This window comes from Streptomyces sp. NBC_01390 (assembly GCF_045040105.1).
In the GTDB taxonomy this organism is placed as follows: Bacteria; Actinomycetota; Actinomycetes; order Streptomycetales; family Streptomycetaceae; genus Streptomyces.
On sequence record NZ_CP109551.1, the window covers coordinates 8,109,515 to 8,122,041 of the forward strand.

A 12,527-nucleotide genomic window follows, 5' to 3' on the forward strand; every position below is an offset into this window, starting at 1 on the left:
AGCCCGGTCACGGAATGTGGCTCCCGGTGGGTTCAAGGCTGGCTGTAGCCCTCCAGGAAGGTGCCGATACGGGTCACCGCGTCGCGCAGGTCACCGACCGTGGGCAGCGTCACGACACGGAAGTGGTCCTGCTCGGGCCAGTTGAAGCCCGTACCGTGCACGACCATGATCTTCTCGCGGCGGAGCAGGTCCAGGACCATGCGCCGGTCGTCCTTGATCTTGAAGACGTTCGGGTCGAGACGCGGGAAGAGATAGAGCGCGCCCTTCGGCTTCACACAGCTGACGCCGGGGATCTGCGTGAGCAGCTCGTACGCGACGTCCATCTGTTCCTTGAGCCGCCCGCCCGGCAGCACCAGGTCGTTGATGGTCTGGCGCCCGCTGAGCGCGGCGACGACTCCGTGCTGTCCCGGCATGTTGGCGCACAGGCGCATGTTCGCCAGGATCGTCAGGCCCTCGATGTACGAGTCGGCGTGCGCGCGGGGCCCGGAGATCGACATCCAGCCGACCCGGTAGCCGGCGACGCGGTACGCCTTCGACATGCCGTTGAAGGTGAGCGTGAGGAGGTCGGGGGCGATCTTCGCGGTCGAGGTGTGCGTCGTGCCGTCGTACAGGATCTTGTCGTAGATCTCGTCAGAGCAGACGAGGAGGTTGTGGCGGCGGGCGATGTCCGTCAGTCCCCGGATCATGGCGTCGTCGTACACCGCGCCCGTCGGGTTGTTCGGGTTGATGATGACGATCGCCTTGGTGCGGTCGGTGACCTTGCGTTCGATGTCCGTGAGGTCCGGCATCCAGTCGGCCTGCTCGTCGCAGCGGTAGTGGACCGCCGTACCGCCGGAGAGGGAGACCGCGGCCGTCCACAGGGGGTAGTCGGGGGCGGGGACGAGCACCTCGTCGCCGTCGTCGAGCAGGGCCTGCATCGCCATCACGATCAGCTCGGAGACGCCGTTGCCGATGAAGACGTGCTCGACGTCCGTCTCGATGCCGAGGGTCTGGTTGTGCATGACGACCGCCCGGCGAGCCGCCAGGAGCCCCTTCGCGTCGCCGTAGCCGTGGGCCGACGACACGTTCCGGAGGATGTCCTCGAGGATCTCGGGCGGAGCCTCGAAGCCGAAGGCGGCCGGGTTGCCGGTGTTCAGCTTGAGGATGCGGTGCCCTGCCGCCTCCAGCCGCATCGCCTCTTCGAGAACCGGGCCCCGGATCTCGTAACAGACGTTGGCGAGCTTGGTCGACTGGATCAGCTGCATGTCCGCGAGCTTACGGCCGGGTAACGCGGTCCGCGTCGTGTTTTCCACCACTTGAGACGGGGAAAAACAGGACACCGGTCATGAGAACCATCGGGTGTGTGGCCGTCGGGGGGCGGGGATGGAACAGCTCCGGGCATTGCGGCCACAGCTGATCGGAAGAGTCTTCCGTCCGACCGAGCCTCTCGGCTACCGCTGGGTGATGCGCCGACTGCGTACGTTGCCGCCGGCGCGTCGGCGGGTGGTCCGCCGACGGATCCGCCTCCTGTACTGGCCGCTGACGGCCAAGGCCAAGATCCGGCTGCTCGGCCTCGCCTGCTCGCTCACGCTGCTGATACTGGTCGGGGCGGGCGGAGTGCTGGGAGCGCCGGCCGACACGGACACACGATGGGCCCTGGACTACCTGTTCTCCGACGACGCCCAGCTGAGCGGCGTGAGTCTGTCGCTGCTCCAGGACCCGGCCGGGATCATCGTGCTGGCCGTCGTGTTCGTCACGCCCGTCTTCTGCGTCCAGCAGGTGCAGGCCATCGGCGACTTCGTGCAGATGAACGTGCGCAACGGAGGGGCGGAGAGACTGACCAAAGGCCAGGTCCGCCGGCTCAACCTGCTGGCCGACCGGACCAACTGGTGGCTGATGCTGCTCGGCCGCCGGGACCTCTCGGCGGCCCTCATGGCCGCCATGGCGACCGCCACCTACTTCCTGTACGGCCTCGTCAACACCCATGGCCTCCTGGAGACCTGGAACCCGACCGAACTTCCCGACTCCGTCTGGCGCTCCAAGGTCTACGACGGTTGGTGGGCCAACCAGCACACCCACCCCGAACTGGCCGTGGGTCTGTGCGCGGCAGGCACGTACGCCTTCTACTTCCTGGCCAAGCAACTCGTCATGGGCGTCGTCTTCACGGTCTATCTGTACCGCTCCGAGGCGATCGGCTTCGGAGTGACCCCGAACATGAAGTTCGACAGCGACGGCTTCCGGGGACTACGCCCCCTGCGGCAGTTCATGCTGTGGACCTACGGCTCGGCGGTGGCCCACCTGATCGGTTTGCTGGTCCTCTTCATGGTCTGGCTGTCGGCGGCGTCGTGGATGGTGTTCGTCGTGATGGTGGTGATGGTGGTGGACACGCTGGTGATCGTCTACCCGTCCTCGATCGGCTACCACTCCGCCCTGGTCGTCAAGCAGGACCACGTCAAGTTGCTCTACCGGACTCTTCCCGAGGGCGAGCGCGACGCGGCGATAGCGCAGGTCTGGGCGGTTTCCGTACTCCCGGTCACGACCCGTAAGGTCAAGACCGGGATCGCCCTCTATCTGCTGGTGCCTGGGTTACCTGCGCTGATTCCCATACTGTTCCAGTGGTTCTGAGGCCATGGGCCGGGCCTGGTCGCGTACCCGCTTTCGGTCCCCTTGTCAGGCCCGTTGTCAGTCCCGTGTGGTTCGCTGCCCGGATGACTCAGGACAGGGAGACCGTCGTCTTCGACTCCGCCGAGGCCTTCGAGGCATGGCTCGGCGAGAACCACGCGGCCTCGGCCGGTATCTGGCTGAAGTTGCGTAAGAAGGGCCCCGGAATCGTGGCCCTGGACTACGCCCAGGCGCTCGACGTGGCGCTCTGTTACGGGTGGATCGACGGTCAGAAGGCCGGGCTCGACGACGAGTGGTGGGTGCAGCGGTTCACGCCGCGCAGGGCGCGCAGCAGGTGGTCGAAGGTCAACCGGGACAAGGTGGCCGCGTTGATCGAGCAGGGCCGGATGCGTCCGCCGGGGCTGGCGGAGATCGACCGTGCCAAGGCGGACGGCCGCTGGGAGGCGGCGTACGACAGCCCGAGGACCGCCACGGTGCCGGACGACCTCGCGGCGGCCCTGGCTGCCGACCCGGCCGCGGCGGCGTTCTTCGAGACCCTGGACCGGCAGAACCGCTACTCGATCCTCCACCGTGTCCAGGAAGCGAAGCGGGCCGAGACCCGGGCGCGTCGGATCGAGAAGTTCGTGGCGATGCTGGTGAAGGGGGAGAAGCTGCACCCGTAGGCGAGGAGGGTCGGTCTCCTTCTCCCAGCCAGGCCTGTCGGCGACGTTTCCGGGCTTGGGTCGCCGGGGAGGTGCTTGCGCACGGCCGGTGATCCGGGCCTCGCGGAAGAGCTGTGCGGTATGCCGCGAAGCTGCCCAGTCCGCGACGGCCCGAGGACGCAGAGCGGACGTTCCGGTGGCTCGGCCATGGCCCGTGGGAAGCGGGAAGCGGGAAGCGGTCATGCGGCTCCGGGCCGGCGAATCGTGCGTGTTCGCCACGTCCTCGGGAGGCACACGGGTGGAGTGGTTCGCCCGGCATGTTCCCGGCGGTAACTGTCCCCAGCTGTCTCCGCAAACCCTTTCGTCCCTAGAATGCGCGCTCATGTCATGGCAGAACGGGACACACGGCGCGGACAACGGGACGTACGGCGCGAATGCCGCGGCCGATGCGGCTGATGCGGTCGGGCCGGCCGAGGGGGTCGACGGGTACGGCGGTCACGCTGCACGCCCGGATTCCGCCGGTTCCCCGCAGTCGCAGACCGTGTACCACCCGCAGGTCGACCCCCGCCCCGCCCCGTCGTACGACGCGTACGCGGACCCGGCTGCCGCCCATGGCTGGCAGAACGCGTACGACGCGACGGCCGAGCTGCCGGCGATGACAGCCGTCGGTGCGGGTGCGCAGGGGGAGGCGGCGCGTGGGCACCGCCGGAAGAAGAGCGCGTCGAGCAGGCGCGGGATGGTGGTCGGTGCTGTCGCCGGGGCGGTGGGTGTGGTGACGGTGGCCCTGATCGTGGGCGTCACCTGCGCGCCGCGGTCGCGGCGGGAGCCGTGGTCACGGTGCTGTCCGTCTCCGTGGCGCTCCTGCTGGCCGTGCGGCTCACCGAGGCCCGTGCCCAGCTCGCGCACGACCGCAGCGATGCTGTCACGGCGGCCCCGGCCACCGTGTCGGAGTCCCTGGTGCCGGTCATCTACACCTGCCGGCTGGAGCAGCGTGACGGCCGCTGGTACGCGGGCCTGAGCCGGACCACGCACATCCTCCTGTCCAACACGCAGGTGGGGCTCGAAGTGGCCGAGGCGCAGTGCCTGCTGCACCGGGCGGGCACCGCGCCAGGGGACATCGACGGCGTCTTCGGCCCGAAGACACGGCGAGCGGTCGAGCGCATGCAGAAGCAGAACGGGCTGATCGTGAACGGAGTCGTCGACCCGCCCACCTGGCAGGCCCTGCGGTCGGCGGATGCGAAGTGACCGCGGAACACACGCGGCTGGCCGCGGCGCTGCGGGAGCTGCGGGCCGGTGCGGGGCTGAGCATGGCGGCGCTGGCGGAGCGGACGGCGTACAGCAAGTCCTCGTGGGAGCGTTACCTCAACGGCAAGAGCCTGCCTCCTCGCCAGGCCGTACAGGAACTGTGCCGGCTCGCGAACGAACCGGACGGGCGGCTGCTGGCCCTGTGGGAGATCGCCGAGTCGTACTGGAGCGGACGCGCGGTGGCCCCGGCGCCCGACCCTCCCGTGGACGAGTCGCCGCGGCCACATCCTCAGGAGGCGCCGCCGCCCGCCGGGACCGGGCAGCGGCGCCTGCGCGGAGGCAGGCTCCTGGTGGTGCTGGCGTCGGCGTACACCGTGATCGTCGGTGGTGCTGCGGCCCTGCTGTTCTTCCTGCTTTCGGACTCGGAGGCTCAGGAGAACGAACCGCTGCCGGCCTCCGTCCCGTTCTCCCTCGCTCCCCAATGCCACGGAGCCGCCTGCGAGGGCCGGGACCCGATGCGCCTGATCTGCGGCATCGGCCCCGACACTCTCGCCTCGTACCGCACTGCCACCGGCGCCCACGTCGAGCTGCGACACAGCAAGAAGTGCGGCGCGAGCTGGGCCCGGACCTGGGGGACCGAGATCGGCGACGGGATCGACGTCACGGCAGGCGGCCCGACCCACAGCGTGCGCATCAGGAACAAGGACGACGCGGCAACCTTCATCTATACGGAGATGACCGAAGTCCGCCCCGGCAGCACCGTCCGGGCCTGCTTCCGTCCCGCGTCGGCCGACGGCGAACGGGAGTGCTTCGAGGCCCGCGTGGGCGGGGCCGTCACCACGACCCGACCGCCCTCACCTCCAGTAGCGTCAGGCCCTCGCGAGCAGCGTCCCATCCCGTCGGCCCGATGACCGCCGAGGAACTGAGGGCGGCGATCGCCCAGCCCGCCGCGCGCTCCCGGCTGACCGTGGAGAGCGCCCTGCTGCGGCCAGTGGGAAGCGGTCATGCGACTCGGGGCCGGCGAACCGTACGCGTTCGTCGCGTCCTCGGGAGACACGCGTGCCGTGTCCGCGCCCATGACCTCTGCGTCTCAGGTAGGCGGAAAGGTCAGTGGCCTGCGGGGGCCTCAGTCGCTACGGGTTACCGGCTCGGGATCGGCGTCGAGCGCATCGAGCACCGCGTCGCCGTTCGCCCTCGCCCACTCGGTCAGCATGTGGATCGGATCGATCAGCGTCGCCCCGAGCGGGGTGAGCTCGTACTCGACGCGGGGCGGCACCTCGGCGTAGGCATGGCGGCGGATGAGTCCGTGCGCCTCGAGCCGCCGGAGTGTCTGGGTGAGCACTTTGCGGGAGATACCGCCGATCAGTTCGATCAACTCGCCATGGCGCACCGGGCCCTTGCTGAGGCCGTAGAGAATGACCGCCGTCCACTTGTCGGAGATGAGCTCGACCGTCAGACGCGCCGGACAGTCGGCGAGAAAGGGACCACCGGGACCGAAACCGCTCATGGCGCCAAAGGTACCCGCGCCGAAGGTACCTGGCGGTTCCTGTCGGATACCTAGCCTGGATCCTCTCCCCCCTTCCAGAGCCAGGAGAGTCATGCGAGTCATCACCCAGCAGTCGCTCGGCGGTCCCGAGGCGCTCACCATCGTGGACGCGCCCGAGCCCCAGCCCTTCCCGGGCGAGGTTCTCGTCCGCGTCAGGGCGATCGGGCTGAACCCGATCGAAGCCCTTCTGCGCGCCGGAGAGTTCCCCCCGCTGCTCGGCCGGCCGCCGTTCGTCCTCGGCTGGGACATCAGCGGCGTGGTCGAGGAGGGGCCGCTGACATGGCGGTTCAGGCCCGGCGACGAGGTGTTCGGGATGCCGATGTTCCCGCGGGCGGCGAGCGCGTACGCCGAGGTCGTGTCGGCGCCGGCGTTGCATCTGGCACGCAAGCCGGCGTCGCTCTCGCACGTCGAGGCGGCGGCGCTGCCGGTGGTCGGGCTGACGGCGTGGCAGGGCCTCGTCGACCTCGCCGGCGTGAGCGAGGGCGACCGCGTCCTGGTCCACGGCGGTGGTGGCGGGGTCGGCCATGTCGCGATCCAGATCGCGAAGGCGCTCGGCGCGCATGTGATCACGACCGCCAGCGGGAGCAAGCGGAAGCTCGTCGAGGGGTTCGGCGCCGACGAGGTGATCGACTACACGGCGGTCGACTTCACCGAAGCGGTCCGCGACATCGATGTCGTGCTCGACACGATCGGCGGCGACACCGTCGAGCGGTCGCTCGAAGTGCTGCGCCCAGGCGGTCACCTGGTGACGGCGGTCGCCGAGGAGGATGTGAAGCTCATCGCCAGGTACGAGGCGGCCGGCATGCGCTTCAGCGGCATCGCGGTCGACCCCGATCCGGTCGGCCTGCGAGGTCTCGTCGACCTCGTCGAACAGGGCAGGCTCCGGGTCCACGTGCAGGAGACGTTCCCGTTCGAACGTGTCGCCGACGCCCACCGGTTGCTCGACGCCGGGCACCTCCAGGGCAAGGTCGTCCTCACCGTCTGATCCCGCCGCGGGCCTCGCGTGAGCGAAGCCCACGTGCGACTCACGAGCGCGAGCTGACTGACCAACAGGGGAGAGGCCGCACCCGTAGGGGGACGGGAGGGTGTGCGGCGGTGCCGGACGGCATCGGGAGGTCCCCTTCGTGAAGGGGACCTCCCGGGCAGTCCTCAGTTCGTTCCCCGCAGGGGGCCGAACCACGAGGGGTCGTCCATCGCGCCCTCGTCCTCGTGCCACTGCGGAGGCGCCGAGACGACGAAGCTCCTCAGGTCACCACCCAGCAGGAACAGACGACCGGGCTTGACCTCCACCCCGTAGTCGAGGCCGACCCTGCCGCATTCCTCGTCGTCGGCCCGGCGGATGACCAGACCGTCGTAGTCGGGACGGAGAAGCATGAGATCGACGTTGGCGAAGTAGATCTCGATCCGGGTGTCCGGCGGCCTGTCCCGGCTGCTGCGGAGGAGCAGCCTGCGATGACCGACGGCGTACTGCCAGACCTTGAAATGCCTGTCCGAGCGGAACATCTCGGAGCCGGTGGAACCCGGCGTCATCTCACCCATTCAGTGCGTCCCAGTCCGGTTCGGGCATCTTGTCCCGCGGCACTACCTTGCCCTCCTTGTCGTAGAACGTGAGCTTGCTCCATTTGAAGTTCCCGAGCTGTATCTGGAGGCCGATCTGGCCCATTTCCCACTGAGTGGCGGCCCAGTTGCCGGAGCGCCAGGCCTTGTAGGCGAGGGCGAACTGCTCAACGGGTGTTTCTCCGTCGAAGCCCTTCAGACTGACCGCGACCGCGCCGTTCTTGCGCAGGACGTTCGACACCTCGGTCATCCAGAGGGCGACCGGCTTCCCGTTGACCCTGCCGACCACTTCCGCGAACGCGTCGCCGTTGAAGGTGTATCCCCCCTGGATCTCCTTGGCCAGCGCTTCCGAGTGCCGGCCGATGCCGAGCACCATCGTTCCGGTCGGGCACCCGTTGGCGTTGTGCACCAGAACCGGTGTCGTTCCGGCCAGCACATAGTAGGTGTGGACGCTGTCGACAGTGAGGTTGTAGGCCGAGTGGAGCTGGTGGAAGTTGTGGACGCGGAGCACGGTGACGGTCGCACCACTGCTGGTACGCAGTGTCTGTCCGGCCCGCAGGTCCCCTCCGTCGATCCAGCGTCCGGCGCTGGGTGACCAGAAGGGGTGGTGCTGCGTGGCGGTGATCCGCCCGTGCCCGACGTCGATCGTGATGTCGGCGAAGTCGGTGTCGTCCGGTGTGTAGATGGTCCGGGAGACGGTGTGGGTCTCGGTGCGGCCGCTTTCAGGATCGGTGGCGAGAACCTCGTCGCCGACCCTGACGTCCTTGATCGCCTTGGTCGTGCCGTCGGCCATCAGTACGCGTGTGCTGCCGGGGAAGCTGTCGCCGCACGACTTCCGCACCCTGTTGAGAGCCTCGAGCGCCTTGGCGCCGATCCCGGCGATGGCTTCGTCGGACAGGTGGAGCGCGCGAAGGGCCTTCCACGCGTCGGTGAAGCCGATGCCGGTCCTGGCGGCCGCGTCGAGGGCCGTGACGGCGCGTGCGATCGGGGCGAGCAGGCCCTCGACCGGGACGTATGTGGCGAGGCTCCAGGCGCAGGCGGTCTTGTCGCCGTGCCAGCAGTCCAGCAGGTCTTCGGCGAAGACGGAGAACAGGATCGATCCGGCGACGTCACCGAAGAGGTTCTGCCAGCCGGCGCGGACGATGTCCTTGCCGGAGAACTTGTGTGTCCAGCCGTTGATCTTGATGTTCTCCAGCGTCGACCGCTGGAGGAAGATCCATGCCTTCTTCGGGCAACCGTCGGCCGTGGCCTGGGCCTGGTCGTCGGTGCACAGGTAGAAGTCGGCCTCGTAGGTGACGACCAGGTCGTACTTCGCGTCGCAGCCCTGGAAGGCGGCCTCCGGCATGCCGGGGCAGACGCCGATCTGCTTGGAGCTGACGATCTCGACGGTGGACTCGTCCGGGACGGCGAACACGCCGGGGATGCCCGTACCGGCCCCCTCGGAGCGATCCTGGTTGGCCTCCTCCCGTTCGGTCCGGTCGGCCGCGTCCTGGGCTTCCTTGGCGTACTTGTCGGCGTCCTTGGCGGCCTGTTCGGCCTCGGTCGCGGCGGCGTCGGCACGGACGGCGGCGGCGCGGGCGTCCTTGGCGGCCTGTTCGGCCTGGGCCGCGGCGGAGCGGGCGGCCTCGGCGTCGAGTGCGGCCGCGTCGGCGGAGGCGCGGGCGTCCTTGGCGTAGCCCTCGGCGTTGCCGGCCGCCTTGTCGGCGGCCACGGCGTCGGCGGTGGCCTGCCGGTCGTACTCGATGGTGCGGGCCAGTGACGCCTGCGCCGCCGCGGCGGCCTTTGCGGCGTCGGCCGCGTAGCCCAGGGCCTCCTTGGAGTAGGTGCGGGCGTCGGCGGCGTACCTGGCGGCGTTCGCCGCGTGGGTGTACGCCTCCTTGGCGTCGCCCTTCGCCTGGTCGGCGAGGTTCTTCGCCGCGTCGGCCTCGGCGGCGGCGTTCTTGGCGTGCGCGTCGGCGACCGCCTGCTGCTGCTCGGCGATCGTCTTCGACGACTGACCCGTCAGCACCACGAGACCGGCCGCGGAGTCGCTGTCGACGTACGCGGAGCCGAGCTCGATCGCGTCGTTGGCGGGGGCGGCGACCTGCTGGGCCGCCTTGCCCGCGTCCACAGCGGCCTGCGCGGTGACGTGCGCGAACCCGGCGGCCTTCGCCGCGGCGGCCACGGCGTTGCCGGCCTCCTTGTTGGCGCCGTCGGCCTGGGTCCTGGCGTCCTTGGCGTGCTGCTCGGCCTCGTCGGCCAGCTGTACCGCCGTCTTCGCCTCGGCCGCGGCATGCTGCGCAGCCGTGATCGCGTCCGCGGCGGCACTGGTGGCCGTCCTGACAGCCGCGTCCGCCCTCAGCTTGGCCGCCTGCGCGGCATCCGCGTCGGAACGGGCGCGCTTCGCGGCCGCCTCGGCACGTGTCGCCGCGGCGTCCGCGTCGGCCGCGGCCTGTGTGGCGGCGTTCGCCTCCGAACGGGCCCGGCCCGCCGCCGCCTCGGCGTCGTCGGCCGCCTTGTCCGCGTTGTTCGCCGCGGCGCGGGCCGCGTCGGCCGCGTCACCGGCGTCGAGGGACTCGGCGTAGGCGTCCTTCGCGTCGGCCTTCGCGCGGGCTGTGTCCGCCTTCTGTTCGGCGTCCCACGCGTCGTCGCGCAGCTCCTTGGCGTTGTCCCTGGCGGCGACCGCGTCGTCGCGCCTGCTCTGGGCGGTCTTCTCCGAAGCCTCGGCCCTGTCCTTGGCTTCCTTGGCCTTCGTCGCCTCCGATTCGGCGTTCCTGCGGTGCTCGGCGGCCTCGGCCTGCTTGGCGGCCGCCTCCGCCTTCTCCGCCTTGGCCGTCTTCTCCTCGGCCTCCGCCGCCAGCCGCTTGGCGTGCGCGTCGGCGGCCGCCGCCTTCGCGTCGCCCTCGGCCTTCACCGCGACGAGGAGCTTGGCCTCCGCGGTCTCCTTGTCCTTCTTCGCGTTGTCGCGGTGCAGCTTGGCCGCGTCCGCCGCGGCCTTGGCCTGCGCCTCCGCCGCCTCGGCGGCCATCTTGCGGAACTCCGCGTTCGACTGCGCGGCCTGCGCCAACGCGCGCTGCGCGATGGTCGCGCTGTCCGCGGCCGACGCACGCGTCGCGGCCTCCGCCGTCTCACCGGCCTTCACCAGCGCCTGGAGCGCGGCAGCCGCACCCCGGGTCACCTGGTCCTTCTGCAGCCCCACCAGCAGACCACGACCCCGCGGAGCACCATTGGTGTCGGCGATGCCGTAGGCGGCCTGAAGCGCGCTGTCCGACGCGGTCACGGCCTTCTGCGCCGTCGTCAACTGCGTCTTGATCGCGGCGAGTTGCTTCTTCGCCTCCGCCTGCGCGGCGGTGACGGCCGCCTTGGCCTTGTCCACGTCGGCCTTCGCCGGGGCGCTGCCGGTGTGGGTCTTGGCGACGATCCGCACCTTCTGCGCGGTGGAGCCGTTGCACGCCGACAGCACCGCGTCCTTGCTGTTGTCGAACGTCGGCAGATGCAGACACTTGCCGGACGCGGCGTTCACCAGCGTGGTGGCGCTGCGCACGTCGAACTTCCACTGCTGGGCCTTGGCGCTGCCGCAGTCGCGGATCTGGATCTTCGTGCCGTCGGCGTTGCCGCCGTTCAGCACCTCCAGGCACTTGCCCGAGTTCGGGTTCTGCAGGGTGTGGCCGCCGTCGTAGGAGGCCCACACCTGCCACTTCTGGCCGACCCCGCTGTTACAGGTGTTGATCTGTACGGGGGTGCCGTTGGTCTTCGCGGCGCCCGTGACCTCGATGCACTTGCCGGTGGCGCCCGGCACCTGGATCTCCAGCTGGCCGTCGCCGATCCAGTTGAAGCCGCCCTCGGTGTAGTAGTCCTGCCAGCGGGTGGAGTAGTCCGCGATCCATGACTGTCCCAGCAGCTTGCCCAGGGCGAACGCGCCGTCCTGCAGCGCCTTTCCGGCGCTGTTGCCGGCGGTGAGGATCTGGCCGCGCTGTGTGGCCTGCGAGGCGATCTCCTGCTGCCACTCGGCGGACGCCTGCGCCACCTCCTTGCCGAGCACCCGGTCCGGGTCGATCGGACCGTGCCACGCGCACGAGGCGAACCGGGTCTTCAGGTCCTCCACCGCGACGCGGTACTCCGGGGTGTCCGGCGCCGGAGCGGTCCTGGGAAAGCCGCCGGAAGCGAGGAAGACACGGGCGTCGTCGGCGAACACCCGCGGAACGAATATCTCGTTCGGAACGATGGGCCCGGAGTTCTTCTTCCAGAGCTTCCAGGCCTCCTGCTCCTGGCTCGTCCCACCGCTGGTGTACAGCGGGTCACCGATCGCGAGGGCGGCCTTCTTCGTCTGGTCGTCCGCCTGCGGTGACGGGTCGTAGAACGGCGACTGCAGGTCGACCGACTTGAAGTACGACTGGTAGAGCCAGGGAAGCAGCCCCGTCTTGTCGAAGAAGTCCTCCTTCACGGCGGCGCCGGGGTAGTTGGTCAGGCCGCTGACGGCGGTGCTCCACGACTGCCGGGTGTCGGTCGCCTTCTTCACCCAGGCGTCTGAGTCGGCACTGTCCTTCTCCCATGCCAGGGCGAACGCACCGGTGCCGTAGGTGCGGTCCGCCTTCTGGTGCAGTTGGTCCGCCGGCAGCGACAGGGAGGTGCTGGCCAGACCGAACTGATTCGGCCCGCCCCTGCGCAGCCCGTCGGCCATCAGGCACTGGTCGAAGCGCAGTTGCTCGGCGCCCTTGGCGTCGAACCCGTCGTAGGAGTCGACGACCGGGCTGGTACGCGGATCCTGGCCGACGGCCGAAACCGGCTGCACGGCCATGGAGGCGAGAAGGGCCAGGGAGGCGAGCGGGACGACAGAAGTCGTCAGACCGGCCAGCCATCTTGGGCGTCTGCCCTGCTTTCGTACAGGTCTACGCGACACGCGTATCCCTCTCTCTAGGGGGTGGCTGCGGGCGCACTCCTGGGAGGGACACGTCGGG

10 protein-coding genes are annotated in these 12,527 nt (G+C 69.8%); 5 read left to right on the forward strand and 5 right to left on the reverse strand.

All coding sequences use genetic code 11. The annotated features are described in order from the left end of the window. Positions 1-32 precede the first annotated feature (32 nt). The gene (locus OG241_RS36580; RefSeq protein ID WP_405821571.1) at positions 33-1,244 is read right to left on the reverse strand and encodes a pyridoxal phosphate-dependent aminotransferase; all 1,212 of its coding nucleotides are present in this window, start codon (positions 1,242-1,244) and stop codon (positions 33-35) included. 118 nt (positions 1,245-1,362) lie between these two features. On the opposite strand from OG241_RS36580, the gene OG241_RS36585 reads away from it, so the two are divergent. Both OG241_RS36585 and OG241_RS36590 read left to right on the forward strand, forming a co-directional pair. Further along, the gene (locus tag OG241_RS36585) at positions 1,363-2,604 is read left to right on the forward strand and encodes a hypothetical protein (protein WP_405821573.1); all 1,242 of its coding nucleotides are present in this window, start codon (positions 1,363-1,365) and stop codon (positions 2,602-2,604) included. Between the two features lie 83 nt (positions 2,605-2,687). After that, positions 2,688-3,263 carry a YdeI family protein gene (locus OG241_RS36590; RefSeq protein ID WP_405821574.1) on the forward strand — a complete coding sequence of 192 codons (576 nt, stop codon included), beginning with the start codon at positions 2,688-2,690 and terminating at the stop codon, positions 3,261-3,263. A 474-nt stretch (positions 3,264-3,737) separates the two neighbouring features. On the opposite strand, the gene OG241_RS36595 is transcribed toward OG241_RS36590, so the two are convergent. Beyond that, positions 3,738-4,043 carry a hypothetical protein gene (locus tag OG241_RS36595; protein WP_405821575.1) on the reverse strand — a complete coding sequence of 102 codons (306 nt, stop codon included), beginning with the start codon at positions 4,041-4,043 and terminating at the stop codon, positions 3,738-3,740. A 27-nt stretch (positions 4,044-4,070) separates the two neighbouring features. Between OG241_RS36595 and OG241_RS36600 the strand changes: the two genes are divergently transcribed. Further along, a complete protein-coding gene (locus OG241_RS36600; protein ID WP_405821577.1) occupies positions 4,071-4,487 on the forward strand; it encodes a peptidoglycan-binding protein in 417 nt (138 codons plus the stop codon). Continuing rightward, positions 4,484-5,398, forward strand: a complete 915-nt coding sequence (locus OG241_RS36605; RefSeq protein ID WP_405821579.1) for a helix-turn-helix domain-containing protein — start codon at positions 4,484-4,486, stop codon at positions 5,396-5,398. The genes OG241_RS36600 and OG241_RS36605 overlap by 4 nt, the downstream gene beginning before the upstream one ends. A 215-nt stretch (positions 5,399-5,613) precedes the next feature. Here OG241_RS36605 and OG241_RS36610 read toward each other — a convergent pair whose 3' ends face one another. After that, on the reverse strand, positions 5,614-5,994 hold the full coding sequence (locus OG241_RS36610; protein WP_405821581.1) for a winged helix-turn-helix transcriptional regulator: 381 nt from the start codon (positions 5,992-5,994) through the stop codon (positions 5,614-5,616). A 91-nt stretch (positions 5,995-6,085) separates the two neighbouring features. Here OG241_RS36610 and OG241_RS36615 point away from each other — a divergent pair, with 91 nt between their 5' ends. Further along, positions 6,086-7,018: an NADP-dependent oxidoreductase gene (locus tag OG241_RS36615; RefSeq protein WP_405821583.1), complete on the forward strand. Its 933-nt coding sequence runs from the start codon at positions 6,086-6,088 to the stop codon at positions 7,016-7,018. 164 nt (positions 7,019-7,182) lie between these two features. On the opposite strand, the gene OG241_RS36620 is transcribed toward OG241_RS36615, so the two are convergent. After that, on the reverse strand, positions 7,183-7,572 hold the full coding sequence (locus tag OG241_RS36620; protein ID WP_405821585.1) for a hypothetical protein: 390 nt from the start codon (positions 7,570-7,572) through the stop codon (positions 7,183-7,185). Beyond that, positions 7,565-12,469, reverse strand: coding sequence for a polymorphic toxin-type HINT domain-containing protein (locus OG241_RS36625; protein ID WP_405821587.1), 4,905 nt, complete (start codon positions 12,467-12,469; stop codon positions 7,565-7,567). The genes OG241_RS36620 and OG241_RS36625 overlap by 8 nt, the downstream gene beginning before the upstream one ends. Positions 12,470-12,527 lie beyond the last annotated feature (58 nt).

Excerpts from the sequence above, each read along its gene's own strand:
- OG241_RS36615 (WP_405821583.1), top strand. The coding sequence starts at position 6,086 with ATGCGAGTCATCACCCAGCAGTCGCTCGGCGGTCCCGAGGCGCTCACC.
- OG241_RS36580 (WP_405821571.1), bottom strand. The coding sequence starts at position 1,244 with ATGCAGCTGATCCAGTCGACCAAGCTCGCCAACGTCTGTTACGAGATC.
- OG241_RS36590 (WP_405821574.1), top strand. The coding sequence starts at position 2,688 with ATGACTCAGGACAGGGAGACCGTCGTCTTCGACTCCGCCGAGGCCTTC.
- OG241_RS36585 (WP_405821573.1), top strand. The coding sequence starts at position 1,363 with ATGGAACAGCTCCGGGCATTGCGGCCACAGCTGATCGGAAGAGTCTTC.
- OG241_RS36610 (WP_405821581.1), bottom strand. The coding sequence starts at position 5,994 with ATGAGCGGTTTCGGTCCCGGTGGTCCCTTTCTCGCCGACTGTCCGGCG.
- OG241_RS36620 (WP_405821585.1), bottom strand. The coding sequence starts at position 7,572 with ATGGGTGAGATGACGCCGGGTTCCACCGGCTCCGAGATGTTCCGCTCG.